Genomic DNA, 21,936 nt, shown 5'->3' on the forward strand with positions numbered 1-21,936 from the left:
TCAAAGTTCCTTCAGAAAATTGCCGATAGCGAGATGGAAATCCGCGACATATTGAGTGCGGCTGACGGTTTTGGGGGTGATCTGCACAAGACGCGCAGCGGGGATCATGGACGCCAGCGCCTGCGCATGGGCGAGTGGATGAACGACATCCTCCTCGTGACCGATAACCAGTGTCGGCACACGGAGATTGCCAAGATCGGCTTCGCTGACACCGGGTCCATCGCCGGAAATTTTGGTGAGCAAGGCAGCCGTGACATCATGCGGCTGGCGCGTGAAAAAACTGGAGAGCGAGGCCAGATTGTCCGGCGCCTCAAGCGCCAGACGTTGACTGGTTTTGCCTGCCAAAAAGACGGCTTTTGCCTCTTCCGGCGGCATGGCCTCCAGTAGACGTCCGACCTCGGCATTGGGTGCCATACTGGCGGGAGCCGCATCTGTTGACCATGCGGGCCGTGCGAGGATCAGGGCTTTCACCAGATCGGGACGCGTGACTGCAAGGCGCAGAGCAATGGCCGCCCCCATGGAAATGCCGCCGACAACCACCGGAGCGGTGAGGTTCTTCACGGTATAGAGGGCTAGATCATCGGTGAAGGTTGCTATGGACAGACGGGCAAGATCGCCCGGTTCCGAACGCCCGTGGCCCCGTGCTTCAACGGTAACACGCCGGAAACCGTTGCCAAGCGGAAACGCCTCTGAGACTTGTCTGGCATCGCCGCACAAGCCATGCTGGAACACCACAGGCATGCCGTGACCAGAAGTATCGACATTCAGAAACGTACCATCCGCCGTTTTGAATGGCTCTGCGTTGCTCATCACACAAGCTCCGCAAGTTGCTGTTTGAGGAATGCAGAAACGCCTGGGGCTTCAGCCGCCGTGAGACCATGGGTAATCAAGCTGCTCTCGAAACCAATGGCTTTCAATCTGCCGAGATAATGCGGATAATCGAGAACACCCTTGCCCGCGGTTGCAAAACGTCCATCGAGGTTGCGGTCCTTGGCATGGGCCATGGCGATGCGGTCTCCCAGGAGATCGATCGCTTCTGACACGATATCACGCTGTTGCTGGAGCGTAGCGATCTCGAACAAATTGGCCGGGTCGAGGACGATTTTGATGCGCGGGCTTTTCAGCTCGGCAATCAGCCTATGGGCCTTTTCAGCGGAGTTGATGACATTGGCAAGTTCCGGCTCGATACCGAGATCGATGTTGTAGCGATCGGCAATACCGATGGCCGTCTCCATGGCTCGCAACAGATCGCGCCATGCCTCCGGCGTATCGTTGTCCGGGTGCTCTTTCCATTGGTCATGGGGGTCGCGGGTGCCGGTGCAGAGCGTAATCAGGCTCGTTTGCATGTCAGCGCAGCGTGCGGCAAGGGTTTCCAGCCTGCGGAGCCCCGCCTCGCGCTGCACCAGATCGGGATGGATCATGTTGTAGGTGCCTGATACCGCAACGATATCGATACCCGTCTTTCTAGCCGCATCGGCCACGGTGCCGGCCTGTTCTGCGCTGATCTCATCCGCCATCGAGGGCAACCCGGAGCAGGCCATGTTATACTGGGTGCAATCGAAGCCCGCAGCAGCCACCGATGACAGCACCGTTTGCGGCTCTGTTCCCTCAAAAGTCTTGGCGAAAATTCCGAGCTTCATCACACGCCACCTGTGACATCGCTAAGCTTTACTGGCTTGCCAGTTTCAACCGAGCGGGCAATAGCCACCATGGCCTGCACCGAGGCGAGGCCATCATGAATATCGGCGCCCTCCATAGGTGTGCCGTCAAGAATGGTGCGGGCGAAGCCCTCTACCTGGCGGCGATAGAAGTGGCCATCGGCACCGAGAACACGGTGGGTCGCACCATCTGCCTCGCGGAAAATATCGACCTCGCTGCTTTTGTAATACCATGGGTTATAGGTCTTGCCGAGAATGCTGCCGTTCTTACCGTAAATCTGGAAACCTTCGTGCCAGTCCATGCGTACCTGAACGGTGAGATCGAGATGGCCGAGCGTGCCGGAGGCGAATTCGAGATCGACAAACCAGCACCAGATCCCGGCGCGCTCCAAAAGCCGGGCCTGCACAGAGATGATGTCGCCTGCAAAATAACAAGCGGTATCAATGAGATGACAACCATGAGCCAACATATAGTATCGCCGCAGATCGGCTTTGGGATTGGCAGATGGCTTTCTGGCATTGGCGCTTGTGACGACCAGTGGCTGCACGGCATCGGTCATGGGATAGCGGTGAGTGCTATCGCAATACCATGCCTTGAGCGCCACCAGATCGCCCATCTCGTCCTGAATGAAGGACTTTGCCGCCTGAAGACCGGCATCGAAGCGCTTCATATGGCCAACCTGAAAAACCTTGCCGGATTTTTCCACGGCAGAGCGCAGTTCCACGCATTCCTCAACGGTCAGACCAACAGGCTTTTCGCACAGTACATGCTTGCCAGCTTCAAGCGCCCGGATGGAGGCGGGAACGTGGAAGGCATCGGCTGTGGCGATGATCACCGCATCGATATCGGGATCCGCCAGCATCCGGTCATAGTCGTTGTAACCCTTTGCTGCGCCGTGAGTGATCACCATGCGCTCGCGCAGATCGTCGGCCACATCGCAGATGGCGTGGAGATCGGCATTGGCAGCCTTGGTGCAGCTTTCGAAATGGGCCGCCTGGGCGATTTGCCCCGCTCCTAGCACGCCGACCCGTAGTCGGTTTTCCTGTTTTGCTGGCATTTTATAAGTTCCTGAATTCACGATTTGAACGGGTAGAGAACGGCTGGCCGTTCAGCTGATGGGCCGATCCTTGCTGAGCGCAAGACCGCTTTCGGCATCGAACAGCACAGCCTTTGAAAGATCGATGGAGAAGGCTGCCTTTTGTCCGGTGCGCACCGGTGTTCCGGTAGGCAGTCGCGCCATGATTTCCTGTTCGCCAGCTCGCAATGCCACGAAGACATCGGGACCGGTCGGCTCGATGACATCGACCTGCATATCGATCCGCGCCAGCGTGTTCTGCGCATCTGTAACCAACGAAAGCCATTCGGGGCGCAGGCCGAGCAGAACCTGTTGTCCGTGCGAAAGCGCGGGCACCGGAACCGGCAGTGTCTCGCCGGTACCCTTTAGCCGGAGCTGCGATCCGCCCTCACCTTCCACCACGGTTGCGGGCAAAAGGTTCATGGCGGGAGATCCCATGAAGGTGGCTACGAAGACATTGGCGGGCCGGTCATAGATCTCTTCCGGCGTGCCGAATTGCTGGAGAATACCGTCTTTCATCACCGCAATGCGGCTGGCCATGGTCATGGCCTCGATCTGGTCATGGGTGACATAAACGATGGTCGAACCCAAGCGCTGGTGCAGCTTCTTGATCTCGGTGCGCATTTCCACACGCAGTTTGGCATCGAGGTTGGATAGCGGCTCATCGAACAGAAAAATTTTCGGTTCGCGCACAAGCGCCCGGCCCATGGCCACACGCTGGCGCTGGCCGCCCGAAAGTTGCCCCGGCTTGCGCTTCAGAAGGTGAGTGATCTGCAAAAGTTCCGCCACCTTGTTAACGCGTTCGGTGCGCTCGGGCTTCGGCATCTTGCTCATTTCAAGCGAGAAGCCGATATTCTGCTCCACCGTCATGGCGGGATAGAGCGCGTAGGACTGGAAGACCATGGCGATATCGCGCTCTTTCGGCTCCAGACCCTCCACAGACTTGCCGTCGATGGTGATGGTTCCCGATGTGTGGCTGTCGAGACCGGCGATGATAGCCAGCAGCGTCGACTTTCCGCAGCCGGACGGACCGACAAGAACCAGAAACTCTCCATCCTGTATCGAGATATTGATGTCCTTGAGGACTTCGAGGCTGCCGAAACTCTTTGTGACATGGTTGATTGCGAGATTGGCCACGATGGTTATCCTTTGACTGCGCCGGCCATCAGGCCACGAAGGAAATAGCGGCCCGCCGCCACGTAAATGATGATGGTTGGCAGGGCAGCGATCATCGCAGCAGCCATATCCTCATTATAGGCTTTGGTTCCGGTCGACGTATTGACGAGATTGTTGAGGGCGACCGTCACGGGCTGGTTCGAACCCGCTGCGAACGACACGCCAAAGAGGAAGTCGTTCCAGATGCCGGTGAATTGCCAGATGATCGAAACCATGACGATGGGCCAGGAAATCGGCAGCAATATGCGGAAAAACACCGCCCAGAAACCAGCGCCATCAATGCGCGCTGCTTTGAAGATTTCGGCAGGTACAGTCACGAAGTAATTGCGAAAAAACATCGTGGTGAAGCAGACACCATAGATGACATGGACGAGAACGAGACCTGGGATCGTGCCTGCCAAATTGAACGTTCCGAGCAGGCCGGCCATCGGAATGAGAACGATCTGAAACGGAATGAAACAGCCGAACAGGATCAGGCCGAACAGGACATTGTCGCCTTTGAAACGCCAGTTGGCGAAGACATAGCCGTTCAGCGCGCCGAGACCCACAGAGATAAGGGTGGCCGGAATGACGATGAGGAACGAGTTGCCGAAATAGCCCTTCAGCCCGGTGCAGGTCACGCCGATACAGGCGGCACCCCATACTGTCTTCCACGCCTCGACCGTCGGGGCCATGGGAACGGAAAGAAGATTGCCGGAGCGGATTTCCTCCATGCCTTTGAGCGATGTGAAAAGCATGGACACCAGAGGTGCCAGAAAAGCTCCTGCAAGAATGGTCAGGCAGGCATAGATGAAGACACGTCCAGCCACTTTCGAAACGCGCAGCTTTCCTGCCGTATTGCTTTCAGGCTGTGCGGTCATTGCCAAGCTCCGAATAGAGATAGGGTACAATGATGCTCGCAAGGCTGACGAGCATAACGGTGGCGCTGGCGGCACCCACCCCAAGTTCGTTGCGGGTAAAGGTCATCGAGTACATGAAGGTCGAGGGCAGTTCGGTGGAAACACCTGGGCCGCCCTTGGTTAGTGACACCACCAGATCGTAGCTCTTGATGGCAAGATGGGCCTCGATGACGAAGACGGTGAGAAAAACCGGGCGCAAGGCGGGAATGATGATGCGCGTATAGACTTTGTGGATCGGCGCGCCATCGATACGGGCAGCGCGAAGGATTTCGGTATCGATCCCGCGCAGACCGGCCAGAAAAAGCGCCATGACGAAGCCCGTAACCTGCCACACACCGGCGATAACGATGGTGTAAATCGCCATATCCGGATCGACAAGCCATTGAAAGGTGAAGCTTTCCCAGCCGAGGCTGCGCATCATATGCTCAAGACCCACACCGGGATTGAGCAGCCATTGCCAGATGACCCCTGTGACGACAAAGGAGAGCGCCATGGGGTAAAGAAAGATCGCTCGGAACACGCCCTCCACGCGGATTTTCTGATCGATCAAGATGGCGATGAACAAGCCGAGGCAGGTTGCGCCCACCACATAGAGGCCGCCGAAAATGGCCATATTTTCTATGGCAGTGATCCAGCGCGGATTGTCGAAAAGGCGTTCATATTGCCGCCAGCCGACGAAATCGAAACGCGCAAACATCTTCGATCCGGTAAAAGACAGCAGTGCAGTATAGGCGATGAAGCCATAAACGCAGACCGTTATCGCCGCGACAGATGGCGACAAGACAATCGCCGGAAATGCGCCTCTGACACGTTTTGAGAAAGCCATGAATTGTCCACCTGTTTTGCCCTGAACTCTGGGCCGGATCATGTTCACCGCCACATCCGAAGATGTGACGGTGTTCTCCGGGAGAGATCATTATTTGGCTGCGTTGACCGATTTGATCAGGGCGGCCACGGCATCCTTAGACGACATGTCAGAGTTGAAATGCTGGGTAACGACATCAAACATTGCGCGCTGAATACCGGATGGTTCGGCATGACCGTGTGCAAGCGAGCCCATTAGTGTGCCAGCAGCCTCAGCAGTTTTCAGATCGGCCATGGATTTCTGTCCGCAAGCATCGAATTTCGTGCCGGAAACGTCGGTTCTGGCCGGGATCGACCCCTTCACCAGATTGAATGCTTCTTGGAAGCTCGGTGACATAACGCTGGTTGCCAGCTTGTTCTGAGCATCAACCTTGTCTTTTCCAACCGGGAACATCGCGAAAAAGTCAGTATTGAAGAGGAACGAACCTTCTGTACCGGGAGCGGTAACACATAGAATATCCACACCAGGCTTCAATCCGGCCTTGACGATCTCGCCCTTGGCCCAGTCACCCATAAGCTGCATAGCGGCTTCGCCCTTGAGAACCATACCGGTTGCCAAGTTCCAGTCACGGCCTGAGAAGTTAGGGTCAACGAAACCACGAATTTTGCGCATCTGGTCAAAAACCTTGACCATGGTATCTGAACCGAGCGCTGTTTCATCGAGTTGAAGAATAGCTTTTTTGTAAAAATCTGGACCACCGAGACCGAGCACCACATCATCAAAAATGGTCGTGTCTTGCCAAGGCTGACCGCCATGCGCAAGCGCTACAATGCCCTTGGCTTTCAACTTTTCGGCGACCGTATTGAATTCATCCCAGTTTGTCGGAGGCTGAAGGCCGTTGTCCTTGAAAACCTTCGCATTGATCCATAGCCAGTTTGGGCGGTGAATATTGACGGGAACCGCTTCCCACTTGCCATCATGGACGGCAAAGGCTTTTATCGCGCCGGGAACGACTTTGTCCCAGCCTTCCTTTGTGGCAACAGGCGTCAGGTCCCCGAGAAGACCCTCTTCAGACCATTCATTGACTGCCATGCCGAGCAATTGCGCAGCGGTTGGCGGGTTTCCCGATGCGACACGGGCTTTCAACGCGGTCGTCGCGGCTTCTCCACCGCCGCCGGCAACCGGCATATCCTGCCACGACACGCCCTGCTTCTGAAGGTCTTCCTTCAGTACGCCGACAGCGGCGGCTTCACCGCCCGACGTCCACCAGTGCAAAACCTCGACGCTCTCCTGAGCAAAGGCATAGCCTGATACAGATGCACCAAGGACGGCCGCTAGGGCCATCTTTTTAAAGGTAGAACGCATATTATCCTCCCACAGACCGGCCCGATGCCGTCCCTCCAAAACAAACGATACTCCTCCCGTTTGTTTGGGTTGAAAACAAACATAATGATCGTTTAGTGTCAACCTGCATATTGTTGGAGCCATACGATGCTGACGGGAATAACGACCATTCTGCTTTTTCAACTGATTGGCGAGATCATCGCCTATTTTTCAGGCAACATCGTTCCAGGTCCGGTCATCGGAATGGCTTTGATTGCGTTTTTTTTAAAAGGACTGACGGCTCGCAATTGGCTCCCTGGCCTAGAAAACAACTCCGTCAACGCTGCGAAAGCATTGCTTGCCAATCTCGGAATTCTGTTTGTGCCAGCGGGAGTGGGTATCATTCAGCACTTAGACCTTCTCGCAAACCGAGGCATCGCGCTGTTGATGATCGTCTTCATCTCCACGGTCTTAACTCTTCTGGTGACCGTTTTCGTTTTCATATCGGTGAAGCGCCTCACTGGAGGAGCCAGACATGAATGACGGCCTGTGGGTCTATCTGTCGACCTCACCGCTTCTATGGCTGGCGGGAACTCTGGCAATATGGCAGATTTCACTGCGTGTGTGCGACCTGCGTCCGGCTAATCCTTTGCTGAACCCAGTCATGATGAGCGTCTGCCTCATGGTTGGAATCCTGCAAATTGCAAGCATCGATTACACAACGTATTTCGAAGGCGCGCAATTTATACACTTCCTTTTGGGGCCTGCTACCGTTGCACTCGGTATTCCGCTCTACCGGCAGCTTTCACTCGTGAAAGCCAACCTGTTTCCCATCCTCTGCGCATCGGTTATCGGCAGTGTAACTGCGGTGAGTTCGACGATTTTCCTGTCTCAACTCTTCGGTTTCGATCAGACAGTGATAGCGTCACTGGCACCGAAATCCACGACAGCTGCGGTAGCAATGGCTATCTCGTCAGGGTCAAACGGAGACCCTGCTTTAACGGCTGCTGTTGTTATTATAACCGGAATTTGCGGCGCAATCATCGTGACGCCACTGATGAATGCCCTGAAAATCCGTGATTATAGTGCAAGGGGATTTGCCGTAGGACTTTCATCCCATGGTATCGGCACGGCCCGCGCTTATTCCGTTGATCCAATCGCAGGACTTTTTTCCGGTATCGCGATGGGCCTGAATGCAATCCTGACGTCCCTGATCGTCCCTCTTTTACTTTAGAATGCCAAAGGCCAGAAAATCGATGTCCATGCCACGCGCCGTAAGGCACATAAACGAAATACGGGTTCTGGAGGTTGTTTTCCGCGCGGAAAAGGTCAGCCGGGCAAATATCGCCCGTGAACTCGGTCTGACAAGATCGACGGCTAGCAGTCTTGTTGCGGGACTGGCTGATGAAGGTCTCCTGCTCGAGGATTCCTCGGGTGAAGATAAGGGTGCCGGCACCGGAAGACCTGGCACATTCCTGCGCCTAAACCCGAAACATGGTCTTTTCCTGGGAGCGGATATTGGTGTCGGGCACATCACGATCATTGCACTTGATTTTGCCGGATCGATTATTGCCAATCGTAATTTCCAATTTGAAACCGACAGGAAAGACTTCGAGAAGCTCACCAGCCAACTTGCTCGTTGCGTGAGCAAAGTGGTGCGCAGTATCGGACCAAACTACATTCTCCGAGGTTTAAGCGTGATCGTACCGGGCGTCATTGACAGGTCAGGCACGGTTTTGCGTGCACCGTTCCTGGGGTGGAGGCGGGTTCCACTGTTGGAGCGGATGTCTGCCCTTTTGCCGGAAATGCCTGTTATCGTTGCCGAAAATGACGCTAATGCTTTCGCACTTGCCGACGGATACAGATCTCAGATCGATCAGAACGATACCAGTATTTATATCCTTCTTGACGCAGGTGTGGGTGGGGCTGTCGTGACCTCTGGCCAATTGCTCCGTGGTCACGATGGCTATGCCGGTGAATTCGGCCACATCATTCTTGGAGAACAAGGCTTCGTCGAACTCGCCACACCCAGCGGGTCATTCGAAAGTTTTATCGGCCACGATGCCGTTCTTGCGCGCAATCGCCATTATGGAGGAGCGTGCAAGACCATCGACGCGCTCGTGAAAGCTGCACAGAGTGAGGAACCCGCTGCACTCAAAACAATCAGCGACTGGTCGTTTTATCTTGGACGCGGACTGGCGCTTATCAGCAGCATTTTCAATCCATCACGAGTTGTTCTGGGCGGGCGCGTGGCCGCGCTTTACCGCCTGTGCGTCGAACAGACGCGACTGAACATCAGGGGCAATTTATTAGACGATCATCCACTACCACTTGTAACTCTGTCGCGTACAGGGTTAGAGGGACCGGCACTCGGAGGTGCGTCAATGCTTCATCGGCAAATGTTCTCGGTCGACAAAAACCTGGTTTTTCGGACTGATTTGCAGACCTAGATGTAGAGCCCCAAAGTGTGATGGTGTATCTTTTTCACGATCACTGAAGGAAACTTTATGGGCCAATTTCTTCATGGCAACGCCAACAGGGCAATGACGGCAGCGACATGCAGCCAGCCTGATGCGGTCCACAATAGGTGAAGTCGGCAACCCGTTTCCTGTTCGTCCGCTCTGCCATGAACTGACGGTCCGGCACATTCGGCATCACGACGACACGGTCACCGGCATCCTTCGGCAAGCCACACCATTTCGGCTTGGCCCTGAGCGCATTTAAGCGCATCAGCCGTTCAACACGATGGAGGCCACAGGATAACCAACAGAATGTCAATCATCGAGTTTTATGATGCCGTCCGACAAACCCCACAACTTCCAATGCGGCCTAGACTTAGGTCATATCCACCGCACATACTTGTCTGACATATTCATTTATGGTTTTCATAGATGGATGGAATCATAAGGTGGACGATTTTGAAGCAGATCCTAGCATTTGGCGACAGTTTGACATGGGGTGCCGATCCGGTGACCGGGGGGAGGCATACTTTCGACCACCGCTGGCCGACATCCTTAGCCAGTGAACTCGGCGGTTCGGCGAACATCGTCGCTGAGGGGCTCGGTGGCCGGACGACGTGCTTCGATGATCACGCCGCGCCCAATGAGCGCAACGGCGTAAAAGCGCTCCCAATGTTGCTGGGAAGCCACTACCCTCTTGATCTCGTTATCATCATGCTGGGAACGAATGACCTCAAACCACAGCTTTGTGGTCTGGCGAACGGGGCTCAGGGTGGCATGAGGCGATTGGTCCAGCTTATCCAGCTTTACCCTTGGAAATCGGGCGTACCGGTGCCAAAAGTCCTGATCGTTGCCCCACCACTCTGCTGCCTGACGGACGACCGCCGTCCGCCTGCGCAAAATCGCCTGGTGGCGGAATCGCAGAAATTGGCTCCGCTCTACGCGGCGGTAGCGAGCGAAATGGGCACAGGTTTTTTTGATGCGGCCAAAGTCGCGGAACCCTCTTCGGCTGATGGCGTACATCTGGACGCCGACAACACTAAGCGATTGGGTATCGCGCTCGCACGCCCGGTGCGAGATCTCCTTCTCATGTAACTCATACTACAATTGACAAATTTTGTCATATATGATGCAAATCGCTAACCGCATGCTGGTGGAGGCTAGGCGGTTTATCTTGGAGGTTTCATGAACATATTTCTTTCGACGGTTGCTACCGTCGCACTCAGTGTCAGCATTTTGAGCGTACAGTCGCCGGATGCTTTCGCCGAGACCCCAAAAAATCAGCTTGTCGTGGCGACGTCCATGGCGAATATTCTTTCGCTCGACCCAGCTGGAATTACCGGTCGCGATGCGGTGATGGTGCTTTCCAGCGTATATGACAGCCTGATCGTTGCCGATCCAGCCGACCGCAGGAAGCTTGTCCCGCGCCTTGCGGAAAGCTGGGAGGTTGCCCCGGATGGCCGGTCGATCACGTTCAAGCTCCGCGCGGGCGTCAAATTCGCATCGGGCAACAAGTTTACGGCAGAGGACGTCGCCTATTCTTTCAAGCGACTGATGATGCTGAACCTTGCGCAAGCGTCGTTTCTGAAAACACGAGGCTACACCGCCGAAAATGCCGATGCCTCGTTCGAAGTTGTGGACGAGACTACGTTCAAGCTCAACCTCCCTAAAGCTGATGATCCAGATTTCGTCATGATGACGATCTCACAGGCCGGTCCCGGCTCGATCGTCGATAGCGCGCTCGTCAAGGAGAAGGAGCAGAACGGTGATTGGGGCGCTGCATGGCTCAAGACGAATTCAGCGGGTTCTGGCGCTTACAACCTGCGTGAGTGGCGCTCCAACGAATATGTGCTGCTCGACCGCAACACTGGATACTGGGGCGCAGAGCCTCCCATGCGTCGCGTCATGATCCGCCACCTTCCCGAGTCACAGTCACAGCGCTTGCAGTTGGAGCGCGGTGATATCGATGTGGCATACGCACTGCTTGCAGCGGATTTGCAGGCACTTGAGACGGCCGACGGTGTGAAGGTAGAAACGACGCCCGGTGCTGGTTTCTATTACCTGGCCGTCTCCATGAAAGACGAACGGTTGGCCAATGCCAAGGTCCGCGAAGCCCTGCGTTACCTTATCGATTATGAAGGTATCAACAAGTCTGTAATGCCGTATTATGGCGTCTCGCATCAACGCCCGCTGAGCACCGGTGTGATGGGGCTTCTGCCTGATCCGGGCTACAAGCTTGATGTGCCGCGTGCAAAGAAGCTGCTCGAAGAAGCTGGCTTCAAGGACGGCATGCAGGTGACTTTACGCTCGCTTTCGGAGCCGCCTTTTATCACTATTGCGACAGCTATCCAGGCGACTCTTGCACAGGCAGGCATCAACGCTCAGGTCATCACCGGCTCGGGCGACCAGATTTACGGTGCAATGCGTGAACGAAAGTTCGAACTGCTAGTAGGCCGCGGTGGCGGCGGACAGCATCTGCATCCGGATTCCAACCTGCGTGCCATTGCCTACAATCCCGACAATTCCGACAAGGCGGGCTTGGCGAATTATCAGGCATGGCGCACCAGCTTCTTCGACGAGAAACTCAACAGCCTGATTGTCGAGGCCTTGCTTGAAAAGAACAAGGAAAAGCAGGTCAAGGACTATGAGGACATTCAAGTCTATTACGAAAAGATGGTCCCGGCCATCCAGCCGTTCTCGGAAGTGGTCGACACTGCAGCCTTCCGAACGGATGTGAAAGGCCTGATCGTGAACCCTTGGATCACACGCTTTGAAACCGTGACCAAAGACCGCTAACAAGAAAAGCGGGCTTCCAAGCCCGCCTTTATTTTTCTTGACGTTGGAATGCCGGATCTGGATCCAGCGTCTCTCTCTACGCCAAATCTGTCGTGAGCAGGTCGGTCGAGGCGAGATAGGGGCCGCTATGCACTCTGGAATGAACACCTTCAAGTCGGTTGAGTAGCCATATATCGAACGTGCATCGGAAAAGTGCTGGGGCATTTTCGGCTTGGTTTCCCGTTTGATAGATGGTCAAACCCGGTGTGTTTCAGGCTATGCCATCACCATTGACCGCAGCGCAAAAACGCTGCGGCTCATTGATGAGAGGCTATTCGGTTCAAGCCTGAATGAAGGCCAGGAGATCTGCGTTGAGCACCTCGGCATTAACCGTCAGCATGCCGTGGGAGAAGCCTGGATAGGTCTTCAGCTTACCGTTCTTCAGCAGCTTGACCGACTTGTGCGCTGAATCGGCGATTGGCACGATCTGATCGTCTTCGCCATGCAGGACCAGCGTCGGGACGCTGATCGCCTTCAGATCTTCTGTCTGGTCTGTTTCCGAAAAGGCCTTGATGCCATCATAATGTGCCTTGGCTCCGCCCATCATGCCCTGACGCCACCAGTTCTGGATGACACCTTCGTGCACTGTCGCGCCATCACGGTTGAAGCCGTAGAAGGGGCCAGCCGGAACGTCGCGGAAGAACTGCGCGCGGTTTGCGGCAAGTGCGGAGCGGAAACCATCGAAAACCTCCATGGGCAGGCCTTCGGGGTTGGCATCCGTCTTCACCATGATCGGCGGGACGGCGGATACGAGAACGGCCTTGGCAACGCGGCCAGCAGGTTCACCGTGCTTTGCAACATAGCGGGCGACTTCGCCGCCACCGGTGGAGTGGCCGATATGAACGGCGTTCTTGAGATCGAGCGCTTCAACGACGGCAAAGGCGTCCGAGGCGTAGTGATCCATATCGTGACCTTCCGAGACCTGGGCCGAGCGGCCGTGGCCACGACGGTCATGGGCCACGACGCGGTAACCCTTGGAGAGGAAGAACAGCATCTGCGCATCCCAATCATCGGATGACAGCGGCCAGCCGTGATGGAACACAATCGGCTGCGCGTCCTTCGGACCCCAGTCCTTGTAAAAGATGTCTACCGCGTCCTTGGTGGTGATCGTACCTGTCATATCCATAGTTCCTTCTGATTTAGAAATAGCGGGCGTTTTTGCGATCGCCGAAACACTCAGTCCGGCAAGCGAAATGGCGGCGCCTGCGCCGACGAGGACCTTGCGTCGGGTGGTCGTTGGACCGAAGCTTTCTAAAAATGTAGCCATTGTTTTTCCTCTCTCGGGGCTGCTAGCGTTATTGGCTGCGATGGGAACGGGTGTACTCGGTTCCCACGTCCTTGTGAGGTGGCGAAAATGACTTTAAATATGCCGAAAGTGACAAATGGCTGGTAATCTCGATCTTGTCTCCGAAATCGGGCTTCTGATCTACCCAGACTGCCAGCTGTCTGCCGTCTACGGATTGACCGATCTGTTCCGCATCGCCAACCAGTGGGCACCGCAAACAGCCGAAACCATGAGGGCAATTCGGGTGTCGCATTGGCAAGTCGTCGATAACGCTGTCGTCTGTGTGTGGGACAGCCACCCGGAACACCGTCATCGCCTCGGGCACGTCATTGCACCACCCAGCATCATCATGCCGAGGGAGATGAAACCGATGCCAGCCGCAGCGGCCTGGATGGTGCAACAACACACGTCGGGCGCGACAATCTGCTCCGTCTGCGCAGGCGCCTTTGTTCTCGCTGAGACAGGTCTGATCGACGGACGAAAAGTCACCACGCACTGGGCTTTCAGTGAGGAGTTGGCTGCTCGCTATCCAAAGATTGAGCTTGCTGCAGAAAGACTGGTGATAGACGACGGTGATATCATGACGGCGGGCGGCATACTCGCCTGGACAGATCTGGGATTAACGCTGGTGGAAAGGTTGATGGGTTCCGGCGTCATGCTGGCAACCGCTCGTTTCCTGCTGGTTGATCCGCCGCGGCGCGATCAAAATCTCTACCGCAGCTTCATTCCAAAATTCGATCATGGCGATCCTGCGGTTCTTGCAGTCCAGCACCACATCCATGCGGATGTCGCCGACACACACGAGGTACCGGCAATGGCACTGCGTGCCGGATTGGCCGAGCGGACCTTCCTGCGACGGTTCACCAGGGCAACCGGGCTGCGGCCTACGGAATATTTACAGCAGGTCAGAATGATGAAAGCGCGCGATTCACTGGAAACAACGAGCACTCCCATTGAGAGGATTGCATGGGAGGTCGGCTACACCGACGTGACGGCGTTTCGCAGGGTTTTCCAGCGCTTTACGAGCCTAAGCCCTGGCTCATACCGACAAAGATTTGGGATTGGCGGAAAAGTGCTCAGCACAAGATCACATGAATATTGAACTCAAAGGCCACCTGTTGCAGCTTGTTAACACGACTTACGGAACTGCTAATTCGTTACCGCTCATGTCCACTGTAAATGCGCGCCGAAATGCCTCGAGAGCATGTTCTGGCTGATCTTTTGCATAAGCCTCCATTCCAACAGGACCACGGTAGCCCATATCCAATAGTGCCTTGGCGATGCCGGAATAGTTGATTTCACCTGTCCCTGGTTCATATCGCCCAGGCACATCGGCAACCTGTATTTCGCCGATCCAGGGCAAGCACGCCTTGCATGTCTCTATCAAATTACCCTCACCAATCTGCACGTGGTAGAGATCGAGATTGAGCTTCAAACGTGGATGGTTGACGCTTTCGACCAGCGCGAGTGTATCTTCCGCACGACCAAATGGGGTACCAGGGTGGTCAACCGGAAGGTTAAGGTTTTCCAGAGTAAAAAGGACGTCTTCCTCTTCGGCGAGGTCGGCGATACGCGCAAGTGTATCACGCGCCTTGAGCCACATTCGTCCTGTCATCACTTCGCTTGCGCGGACCGGAAGCCCGCCTTCGCCAAGGCCTGTGCCATGCAGATTGAGGCGTGCCACCCCCAGCCTTTTACCGACCTGGGCCGTTTCGCGAGCAGACCGCAGCAACTCCACGGCCCCCTCGTCGTCCGCAAGTCTGCCCGTGAGATAGCCGTTCATGATCGAAAAGGTCGCTCCCGACCTTTCCAGCGCCAACAGATCATGCTCCGGCCAATTCCATAAACCCACCATGAAACCAAGATCGTTCAGACGCGCACAGCGCCACTCGATAGGTTTGTCACGCCAAAGCATTTCAGCGCAGGCGGCAAGCGCAAACGGTTGCTCCATTGGTTTCTCCTTTTAAAGGCTGCTTCCATACCGCTACAAGCGGATGAAGGCTCCGTTCGATGTGGCCATGGCATGGATGATTTTTTCTATCTCGAGCCCATGGGCGAAATCAGGGCCGACATTCGGGGCTCCGGCGATAGCGGCCAGAAAGTCGCGTGCTTCGATAACTTTTTGCTCGTTGAACCCGAAATTGTGACCGGGTGCAGGGCAGAAAGCGGCGAAATCGGGCTGATCCGGTCCCGAGAGGTGACGGACAAACCCTGCCTCACCGGTCTTGTGCACCCAAAGCTCGTTCATGTTTTCCTGATCGAAAACGATCGTGCCGTCCTGTCCATGCACTTCCCATTGAAGCCGGCATTTGCGTCCGCGTGCCACCCGCGACGTTGCAAAGGAACCCTGAGCACCCGACGTGAACCGCAAGAGCGCCATTGCGCTGTCCTCGTTCTCGACCGGCTTCGGCCCATCGGGAGATGGACGCGTTGGAATGGCGACCTGGGTTTGGGCGACCACATCGGCCACTGGCCCCATCAGTGCCAGCATGTGACTCACGAGGTGGCAGCCAAGGTCGCCAAGTGCGCCTAGGCCACCACCTTCGTGAGTCATCCGCCAAGACCACGGGAGGAGTGGGTCGGCGGAGTAATCCTCGTCATAGACCCCGCGGAATGCGAGCGGTCGGCCAATCGCACCGTCTCGGATCAGTTGTCGTGCGGCCTGAAAGGCAGGACTTCTCAGATAGTTGTAGCCCAGCATAGTCGCTTGATCGGGATATCTGGCGGCTGTCGCTGCCATCGCCTCGGCATCTTTGAGCGTCAGTGCCATCGGCTTTTCGAGCCAGACGTGCTTGCCGGCCTCCAGAGCAGCTTCGGCCATTGGACGGTGCATGCCGTTCGGAGCCGTAATCGAAACGACATCGACGTTGGGGTCGGCCACCGCCTCCTGCCAGTGTGCCGTAGACCGGGAAAAGCCGAACTGGCGGGCAAAGCTTTCAGCACTTTCCGGCGTGGCATCGCTGAGAATTTCGAGACGATGGTGGGCGCCACCGAAGACGGCAGCGACATTTCGCCAAGCCATGGCATGGCACTTGCCCATAAAACCAGTGCCAATCAGCGCAATGCCAAGCGGTCGGTCGGGAAGGATGGATGGTGTTACCATGATAAAGTCCTCAGATCGTTCCGCCAAGCGAGCCCTCGAGCGTCGCCATTTCCTGCCCTCCAGCCATCATGTCCTGCAGTTGCGACGGTGTGATTTCCCCGCGCGTGGCGGTGCCAAGCGTTTGGCCACGGTTGAGAACGGTAAACCGGTCGCCGACTGCCATGGCATGACGGACATTGTGCGAGATGAACACCACACCAATACCCTGTTCCCGCACGCGTTTGATGGTGGCAAGCACATTTGAGGTCTGTCGAACCCCGAGTGCCGACGTCGGCTCATCGAGGATCAGCACCTTTGCGCCGAAGTAAACGGCGCGGGCAATCGCAACTGTCTGCCGCTCACCGCCCGAAAGTGTACCGACAGCCTGATCCGGACCACGCAAGTTAATGCCCATCTTGCGCATTTCGGCCATGGTGACTTCATTGGCATGCTCGATATCGAAGCGCTTGAACAACCCCCGGCCCTTGGTCGGTTCTCGCCCCATGAAGAAGTTGCGGGTCACCGACATGAGCGGGATCATCGCAAGATCCTGGAACACAGTCGCTATTCCGGCCTCCATCGCGTCACGCGGGCTGCTGAATGACAGCGGCTTGCCCTCGAAGGTGATTGAGCCTTCCGTCGGCTTGTGCACGCCCGACATCGTCTTTATGAACGTCGACTTTCCCGCACCATTGTCTCCCAGCAGGCAATGGCATTCACCCGCCCGCAAGTCGAAGGTCACGCCGTTCAGCGCAATCACGTTGCCATAGTGCTTCTTGATATTCTCCATATGGATGATCGGCACAGACATGCTCAGCGTTCCCCTGTCACACGTCGACGAATGACGTTGTTGAAGATGACGGCCAAGAGCAGCATTGCGCCGAGGAACACCTGGAACCAGTCCTGGTCGAAGCGGGTGTACGTCAATCCGATCGTGACCATCCCGAAGATGATCGCGCCGAAGAAGGCCCCGATCGCGGAACCATAACCTCCCGTGAGAAGGCATCCACCAATAACGGCTGCGATAATCGCCTCGAATTCTTTCATGAAGCCACGACGCGCATCCGTGGAGCCGGCATCGATGACCGTGATTATAGCCACGAGCGCCGCAGCAACTGCCGTGAGCATGAAGAGCGATATCCTGACGCGGCGAACCGGTACACCTGAGTTCTGCGCTGCGACGGAATCGCCACCAGTCGCAAAGATCCAGTTTCCAACCGGCGTCCGCAGAAGGATATAGGTCGAGATCAGCGCGAATGCGATGAACCAGATGATCTCGACAGGGATGCCAGGCACTTTCGGCACACCCGACTTGAAACTGTCAACGATACCCGCTTCAGCCAGCCATCGCATGACGAAGCCGAAGGCGTCACCGGAAAACAGCGGTGCGAGGAAGTCACCTTCAACGGCCTCACGGATGCCACGCAACTGCGTCGAGCCTCCTGTAAAAATCTTGAGGCCGACCAACGAAGCCCCCCTGAGGACAAAGAGGCCAGCAAGCGTGACGATGAAGGACGGCAAGCCTGTGCGCAGGACGATCATCCCATTCGCGGCCCCGAGAGCCGCAGCAAGCCCCAGGGTCAAAGGTATAGCAATGATCAATGGCATTCCGACATTCACGACGAAAACGCCAAACATCATACCTGCGAACGCCACCATTGAGCCGATCGACAGGTCGAATTCACCGCCGATCATAAGCAGGGCCGCAGCAATGCCAAGAATTCCAAGCTGTGCCGCCGGGGTCATGAAATTCATGATACCTGACAGGGTAAACATGGTGCGGTCGGCAGTGATCATGAAGAAAAGCGTGACGAGGATTACCCCGCCTATTGCGCCGAGTTCCGGCCGTTTCATCAGTTTCGTGGCAACGGATTCAGACTTGATCCGCTCGTCCACATGTCCGGCTGAGTCTATCGACATTGGTTTGTCTCCTGATCGGTGTCCGGACCGCAAAGACGTGTGCGGTCCGGTAACGATGCGATTAGCGAATGCCCTTGGCCGACAGGTCGATGACCTTGGCAGCGGTGTCTTTGGTCACAAGGTTGGGGCCGGACGGTACATCGCCGCCAGGCATCAGGCCGTATTGCGCATTCAGAGCGAGAAAGGCGACCGGCAGATAGCCTTGCAGGTATTGCTGCTGATCGATCGCAAATGCGGCCTTGCCGTCAGCGACATCCTTGAGGAAGCCAGCCGACAGATCGAAGGTCGCGATCAGGACGTCATCGCGGCCAAGCGCCTGGGCTGCCTTGACTGTCGGTTCTCCGACGAGAGATGCATTGAGCCCGAGTACAACGTTGACATCCTTGTCGGAATCGAGCGCCGCCCGAACCTTGGATTCCACTTCAGTCGGGTCGTTGTTGGTTGGAAGAACGCTGACGTCCTTGCCAAATCCCTCCTTGAAACCGGCGCAACGCAGGTCGAGCGAGACGTTGCCGACCTCCTGGTTGACGCAGATGGCCTTTTTGCCACCGAGTTCAGCGAGTTTTTGACCAGCAACCTTACCGGCATCGAACTCGGACTGGCCGACATGCAGTTTTGCGCCAAGCTTGCGCGCGACATCAGAGCCGGAATTCATGGAGATAACCGGTATACCTGCGTCAACAGCACGCTTGATCGACGGGCCAAGCGCGTCCGCATCCGGGATCGACACAACGATACCGTCGGGATCCTGATTGACCGCAGCGTCGATCAATTGACCCATCGCAACCATGTCGAAGGTTTCGGGTGAGCGGAAATCGACGTTGACGCCAGTATCCTTACCAGCCTTTTCGGCACCATTCTTGACGACAGACCAGAATGGGTCATTGGCCTGGCCGTGCGCAACGACGATGATGTCGGTGGCGAGCACCGGGGTGGCGGCAGCAATAAGGGCAGCGGCAGCAGCAGCTGCGAGCAGTTTCTTCATAACATCCTCCCAATTGAGTTACACAGCGTCACTCCCACGACGCTACGTCTACCGGTCGCACGGGGCCGGAACCGAATGGCCGTGACACACGCCTGCGTGCCGCAGCAATCTCCTCTGTGCCGCCTCCAAGCGGCACACCTCATCTTTAAAAGGCAACCGCGACCGGCTGGCCGGACCGAGCCGACTGGGTTGCCGCCTCGGCTAGCGCGAGAGCTGCAACTCCGTCTCGCAGCGTCACAGGCACACTCGCGCCATCAAGTATAGCGGAGACAAAAGCATCCCATTCTGCTGCATAGGCGCGCATGTAGCGTTCAAGAAAAAAGAACTCCGGCTTGGCGCTCAGGACACCTTGGCTGGTCGCCTTCGAGACTGTATTTTCGAGCACGTTTCCGGCCGACAAAAGCCCATCGGAGCCCAACAGCTCCACACGCTGGTCATAACCATAAACGGCGCGGCGGCTGTTTTTGATCACAGCGATGCGGCCATCTGCATAGGTTAGCGTCACCACCGCCGTATCGACGTCGCCGGCCTTGCCAATCTCGGGGTCGACAATCGACGTGCCGACCGCGTGAACCGCTGCCGGCGTATCCCCCATCAGGAAGTTTGCCATGTCAAAATCATGGATCATCATATCGCGAAACAGACCACCCGACACTTTGATATAGGAGACCGGAGGTGGGGCTGGGTCGAACGACGTGATTGACAGCAGTTCCGGCTTGCCCACTTCGCCGGCAACAACAGCCGCTTTGATTGCAGCGAAATTGGGGTCAAACCTTCGATTGAAACCGATCATGACCGGCACGTCTGTCTTCGCGACGACGTCCAGGCAGGCTTGAGCGCGCTTGAGCGACAGATCGACCGGCTTTTCGCACAGCACAGCCTTGCCGGCGGCAGTTGCCTGCTCGATCAGATCCGAGTGCGTATCGGTTGACGTCGCTATCAATACCGCATCGATCGAGTCGTCGTTGAGGATAGCGTCCAGACTGGCGTATGTGGAATTGTGAGCCGCCGCCAGTTGTCTGGCCGCCGCCTCGTTGACATCCGACACGGCAGCAAGCCGACTTCTGGCATGACCAGCAATATTAACGGCGTGAACCCGGCCAATGCGGCCAGCACCCAGCAACCCGACTTTAAGCATGTATATTTCTCCTCAAAGAGGCACTCCCCTGCCCCTGGCTCGAGACAGTACAGTTTTTGCACCCGTGAGCAAGCTAATTTTGCTCACGGGTGCAAATTTTGTTTCAGGTAAAATCGAAAATGCTTATAAGCATTTCAGAATCGATCGACGAAGATCGCGGAGTTGAAATGACTGACGACGAGACGGCACCATTTGCCCACATCACTGCTGACGATGTCGCCGAGGAAGCGGGCGTTTCGCGTTGGACCGTCAACCGGGCGTTCCGTAAGGACGCCTCCATTTCGGCGAAGAGCCTGGAAAAGGTCCATGCTGCAGCAACGCGCCTTGGATACGTTCCTGACTTACGCGCTGCGAGCCTTTCCTCCGATCGCTCCAATTTGGTTGCGCTTCTGATCGATGATTTCGCAAATCCCCACAAGCTCGTGATGATGGAGCGTCTGACCCGCATTCTTCGGCGCGAAGGGTTCGATATTCTGCTCATCAATACGCTGAACCGTGAAGATGCCAGCCGAGCTCTCCTCAATGCCAGCCAACGCCGCGTAGACGCCGTCATTCTGATCGGACTGCAGTTCGATGATGAAATGCTGGAGACCGCCCTGCACGCACGCCGGTTTCGAAAGCTTATCATTTTTGCCCGTACGTCGCGCAATCCCAATACGATCTCGATCGCAGTCGATGATGTTGAGGCCATGAAAAAGATTGCTGATTACGTCAGGGAACAAGGCTATCGCAGACCGATGTTTGTCGCCGGACCAAGCACGTCGTCGGCGCATCTTCTTCGCAAAGAGACTTTCATGGACTACTGGGGCCAGCATTTTGGCTACCAGCCAGAAACAATCGAGGTCGCTGCTTATGATCCGGCCCTCGCTTCGACCGTTGTCGAGATGGCTCTTTCTGGACGTGAGCCAACGTCGCGCCCGGACATTCTGGTCTGCGAGAATGACGCGCTTGCGATCGGCGCCATCGACGTCATTCGTCACAAGCTTGGTTTGCGCATACCGGAAGATATTGCCATTACCGGGTTCGACGACGTGCCCCAGGCGGACAACCCCAACTACAGTTTGACAACCTATCGACAGCCGCTGACCGAGATGGTTGAATACCTCGTCAAAGTCCTGGCAAACCCGGACCGAACAGATCTCGACCGCTTGTTTGCGGGGACGTTGATCCAGCGCGGCAGCGCCAAGGCGCGTTGAAGCCGCCGATCATCCAGACAACGACCGGGCGACAGCCATCTGCCAGTGAGATCAGGCCATCTCTCAGCATCCCCTCGCCTATCGTGTTGATGAGCACGT

Annotated in this window: 21 protein-coding genes and 1 pseudogene; 7 read left to right on the plus strand and 15 right to left on the minus strand. The window is 56.2% G+C overall.

Going from position 1 to position 21,936, the window contains the following annotated elements; translation table 11 throughout:
• The 7 genes from RMR21_RS15810 to RMR21_RS15840 all read right to left on the minus strand — a co-directional run bounded on the left by RMR21_RS15810 (position 1) and on the right by RMR21_RS15840 (position 6,979).
• A complete protein-coding gene (locus RMR21_RS15810; RefSeq protein ID WP_498670431.1) occupies positions 1-810 on the minus strand; it encodes an alpha/beta fold hydrolase in 810 nt (269 codons plus the stop codon).
• Positions 810-1,640 (minus strand): sugar phosphate isomerase/epimerase family protein, encoded by an 831-nt coding sequence (locus RMR21_RS15815; RefSeq protein WP_498670432.1) that lies wholly within the window; start codon positions 1,638-1,640, stop codon positions 810-812. Before RMR21_RS15815 ends, RMR21_RS15810 begins: the two co-directional genes overlap by 1 nt.
• Positions 1,640-2,716, minus strand: a complete 1,077-nt coding sequence (locus RMR21_RS15820; protein ID WP_498670433.1) for a Gfo/Idh/MocA family protein — start codon at positions 2,714-2,716, stop codon at positions 1,640-1,642. The genes RMR21_RS15815 and RMR21_RS15820 overlap by 1 nt, the downstream gene beginning before the upstream one ends.
• A gap of 51 nt (positions 2,717-2,767) precedes the next feature.
• Positions 2,768-3,871, minus strand: coding sequence for an ABC transporter ATP-binding protein (locus tag RMR21_RS15825; protein ID WP_498670434.1), 1,104 nt, complete (start codon positions 3,869-3,871; stop codon positions 2,768-2,770).
• A 5-nt stretch (positions 3,872-3,876) separates the two neighbouring features.
• Entirely contained in the window at positions 3,877-4,770 is an 894-nt protein-coding gene (locus tag RMR21_RS15830) for a carbohydrate ABC transporter permease (protein ID WP_498670435.1), read from the minus strand.
• Positions 4,754-5,635 (minus strand): carbohydrate ABC transporter permease, encoded by an 882-nt coding sequence (locus RMR21_RS15835; RefSeq protein WP_498670436.1) that lies wholly within the window; start codon positions 5,633-5,635, stop codon positions 4,754-4,756. Before RMR21_RS15835 ends, RMR21_RS15830 begins: the two co-directional genes overlap by 17 nt.
• A 90-nt stretch (positions 5,636-5,725) precedes the next feature.
• Complete coding sequence (locus tag RMR21_RS15840) at positions 5,726-6,979, minus strand: ABC transporter substrate-binding protein (protein WP_498670437.1); 1,254 nt, start codon at positions 6,977-6,979, stop codon at positions 5,726-5,728.
• 126 nt (positions 6,980-7,105) lie between these two features.
• On the opposite strand from RMR21_RS15840, the gene RMR21_RS15845 reads away from it, so the two are divergent.
• From RMR21_RS15845 to RMR21_RS15855, 3 genes are read left to right on the plus strand one after another with little or no spacing between them, the layout of a single operon-like run.
• Positions 7,106-7,480, plus strand: coding sequence for a CidA/LrgA family protein (locus tag RMR21_RS15845; protein WP_498670438.1), 375 nt, complete (start codon positions 7,106-7,108; stop codon positions 7,478-7,480).
• Complete coding sequence (locus tag RMR21_RS15850) at positions 7,473-8,171, plus strand: LrgB family protein (protein ID WP_498670439.1); 699 nt, start codon at positions 7,473-7,475, stop codon at positions 8,169-8,171. Before RMR21_RS15845 ends, RMR21_RS15850 begins: the two co-directional genes overlap by 8 nt.
• Before the next feature lie 28 nt (positions 8,172-8,199).
• Entirely contained in the window at positions 8,200-9,387 is a 1,188-nt protein-coding gene (locus RMR21_RS15855; RefSeq protein WP_498670440.1) for an ROK family transcriptional regulator, read from the plus strand.
• An 80-nt stretch (positions 9,388-9,467) separates the two neighbouring features.
• Here RMR21_RS15855 and RMR21_RS15860 read toward each other — a convergent pair.
• Positions 9,468-9,700 (minus strand): annotated as a pseudogene (locus RMR21_RS15860) (IS3 family transposase); the annotation flags it as partial.
• A 155-nt stretch (positions 9,701-9,855) separates the two neighbouring features.
• On the opposite strand from RMR21_RS15860, the gene RMR21_RS15865 reads away from it, so the two are divergent.
• Together RMR21_RS15865 and RMR21_RS15870 are read left to right on the plus strand one after the other, a co-directional pair.
• Complete coding sequence (locus RMR21_RS15865) at positions 9,856-10,491, plus strand: SGNH/GDSL hydrolase family protein (RefSeq protein WP_498670441.1); 636 nt, start codon at positions 9,856-9,858, stop codon at positions 10,489-10,491.
• A gap of 90 nt (positions 10,492-10,581) precedes the next feature.
• A complete protein-coding gene (locus RMR21_RS15870) occupies positions 10,582-12,192 on the plus strand; it encodes an ABC transporter substrate-binding protein (protein WP_498670442.1) in 1,611 nt (536 codons plus the stop codon).
• Between the two features lie 319 nt (positions 12,193-12,511).
• Here RMR21_RS15870 and RMR21_RS15875 read toward each other — a convergent pair whose 3' ends face one another.
• Positions 12,512-13,351, minus strand: coding sequence for an alpha/beta fold hydrolase (locus RMR21_RS15875; protein WP_498671725.1), 840 nt, complete (start codon positions 13,349-13,351; stop codon positions 12,512-12,514).
• Positions 13,352-13,613: 262 nt separating this feature from the next.
• Here RMR21_RS15875 and RMR21_RS15880 point away from each other — a divergent pair, with 262 nt between their 5' ends.
• The gene (locus RMR21_RS15880) at positions 13,614-14,618 is read left to right on the plus strand and encodes a GlxA family transcriptional regulator (protein ID WP_498670443.1); all 1,005 of its coding nucleotides are present in this window, start codon (positions 13,614-13,616) and stop codon (positions 14,616-14,618) included.
• 36 nt (positions 14,619-14,654) lie between these two features.
• Here the strand turns inward: RMR21_RS15880 and RMR21_RS15885 are convergent, their stop codons facing one another.
• The 6 genes from RMR21_RS15885 to iolG all read right to left on the minus strand — a co-directional run bounded on the left by RMR21_RS15885 (position 14,655) and on the right by iolG (position 20,641).
• Positions 14,655-15,467, minus strand: a complete 813-nt coding sequence (locus RMR21_RS15885) for a TIM barrel protein (RefSeq protein WP_498670444.1) — start codon at positions 15,465-15,467, stop codon at positions 14,655-14,657.
• Positions 15,468-15,500: 33 nt separating this feature from the next.
• Positions 15,501-16,619, minus strand: a complete 1,119-nt coding sequence (locus RMR21_RS15890; RefSeq protein ID WP_498670445.1) for a Gfo/Idh/MocA family protein — start codon at positions 16,617-16,619, stop codon at positions 15,501-15,503.
• Between the two features lie 10 nt (positions 16,620-16,629).
• A complete protein-coding gene (locus RMR21_RS15895; protein WP_498670446.1) occupies positions 16,630-17,409 on the minus strand; it encodes an ATP-binding cassette domain-containing protein in 780 nt (259 codons plus the stop codon).
• Positions 17,410-17,411: 2 nt separating this feature from the next.
• Entirely contained in the window at positions 17,412-18,518 is a 1,107-nt protein-coding gene (locus tag RMR21_RS15900; protein ID WP_498670447.1) for an ABC transporter permease, read from the minus strand.
• A 61-nt stretch (positions 18,519-18,579) separates the two neighbouring features.
• The gene (locus RMR21_RS15905; protein WP_498670448.1) at positions 18,580-19,503 is read right to left on the minus strand and encodes a sugar ABC transporter substrate-binding protein; all 924 of its coding nucleotides are present in this window, start codon (positions 19,501-19,503) and stop codon (positions 18,580-18,582) included.
• A 145-nt stretch (positions 19,504-19,648) separates the two neighbouring features.
• Positions 19,649-20,641, minus strand: coding sequence for an inositol 2-dehydrogenase (gene iolG, locus RMR21_RS15910; RefSeq protein WP_498670449.1), 993 nt, complete (start codon positions 20,639-20,641; stop codon positions 19,649-19,651).
• Between the two features lie 167 nt (positions 20,642-20,808).
• On the opposite strand from iolG, the gene RMR21_RS15915 reads away from it, so the two are divergent.
• On the plus strand, positions 20,809-21,837 hold the full coding sequence (locus RMR21_RS15915) for a LacI family DNA-binding transcriptional regulator (RefSeq protein ID WP_498670450.1): 1,029 nt from the start codon (positions 20,809-20,811) through the stop codon (positions 21,835-21,837).
• The last annotated feature ends 99 nt before the right edge of the window (positions 21,838-21,936 follow it).

Source organism: Agrobacterium sp. rho-8.1, assembly GCF_033957725.1.
Lineage (GTDB): Bacteria > Pseudomonadota > Alphaproteobacteria > Rhizobiales > Rhizobiaceae > Agrobacterium.

What these genes read in the sequence shown, in the direction of transcription:
- RMR21_RS15840 (WP_498670437.1), bottom strand. Translation starts at nt 6,979, where the DNA reads ATGCGTTCTACCTTTAAAAAGATGGCCCTAGCGGCCGTCCTTGGTGCA.
- RMR21_RS15855 (WP_498670440.1), top strand. Translation starts at nt 8,200, where the DNA reads ATGCCACGCGCCGTAAGGCACATAAACGAAATACGGGTTCTGGAGGTT.
- RMR21_RS15875 (WP_498671725.1), bottom strand. Translation starts at nt 13,351, where the DNA reads ATGACAGGTACGATCACCACCAAGGACGCGGTAGACATCTTTTACAAG.
- RMR21_RS15900 (WP_498670447.1), bottom strand. Translation starts at nt 18,518, where the DNA reads ATGTCGATAGACTCAGCCGGACATGTGGACGAGCGGATCAAGTCTGAA.
- RMR21_RS15820 (WP_498670433.1), bottom strand. Translation starts at nt 2,716, where the DNA reads ATGCCAGCAAAACAGGAAAACCGACTACGGGTCGGCGTGCTAGGAGCG.
- RMR21_RS15815 (WP_498670432.1), bottom strand. Translation starts at nt 1,640, where the DNA reads ATGAAGCTCGGAATTTTCGCCAAGACTTTTGAGGGAACAGAGCCGCAA.
- RMR21_RS15880 (WP_498670443.1), top strand. Translation starts at nt 13,614, where the DNA reads ATGGCTGGTAATCTCGATCTTGTCTCCGAAATCGGGCTTCTGATCTAC.
- RMR21_RS15905 (WP_498670448.1), bottom strand. Translation starts at nt 19,503, where the DNA reads ATGAAGAAACTGCTCGCAGCTGCTGCTGCCGCTGCCCTTATTGCTGCC.
- RMR21_RS15835 (WP_498670436.1), bottom strand. Translation starts at nt 5,635, where the DNA reads ATGGCTTTCTCAAAACGTGTCAGAGGCGCATTTCCGGCGATTGTCTTG.
- RMR21_RS15915 (WP_498670450.1), top strand. Translation starts at nt 20,809, where the DNA reads ATGACTGACGACGAGACGGCACCATTTGCCCACATCACTGCTGACGAT.
- RMR21_RS15830 (WP_498670435.1), bottom strand. Translation starts at nt 4,770, where the DNA reads ATGACCGCACAGCCTGAAAGCAATACGGCAGGAAAGCTGCGCGTTTCG.
- RMR21_RS15885 (WP_498670444.1), bottom strand. Translation starts at nt 15,467, where the DNA reads ATGGAGCAACCGTTTGCGCTTGCCGCCTGCGCTGAAATGCTTTGGCGT.
- RMR21_RS15870 (WP_498670442.1), top strand. Translation starts at nt 10,582, where the DNA reads ATGAACATATTTCTTTCGACGGTTGCTACCGTCGCACTCAGTGTCAGC.
- RMR21_RS15890 (WP_498670445.1), bottom strand. Translation starts at nt 16,619, where the DNA reads ATGGTAACACCATCCATCCTTCCCGACCGACCGCTTGGCATTGCGCTG.
- RMR21_RS15845 (WP_498670438.1), top strand. Translation starts at nt 7,106, where the DNA reads ATGCTGACGGGAATAACGACCATTCTGCTTTTTCAACTGATTGGCGAG.
- iolG (WP_498670449.1), bottom strand. Translation starts at nt 20,641, where the DNA reads ATGCTTAAAGTCGGGTTGCTGGGTGCTGGCCGCATTGGCCGGGTTCAC.
- RMR21_RS15895 (WP_498670446.1), bottom strand. Translation starts at nt 17,409, where the DNA reads ATGTCTGTGCCGATCATCCATATGGAGAATATCAAGAAGCACTATGGC.
- RMR21_RS15850 (WP_498670439.1), top strand. Translation starts at nt 7,473, where the DNA reads ATGAATGACGGCCTGTGGGTCTATCTGTCGACCTCACCGCTTCTATGG.
- RMR21_RS15810 (WP_498670431.1), bottom strand. Translation starts at nt 810, where the DNA reads ATGAGCAACGCAGAGCCATTCAAAACGGCGGATGGTACGTTTCTGAAT.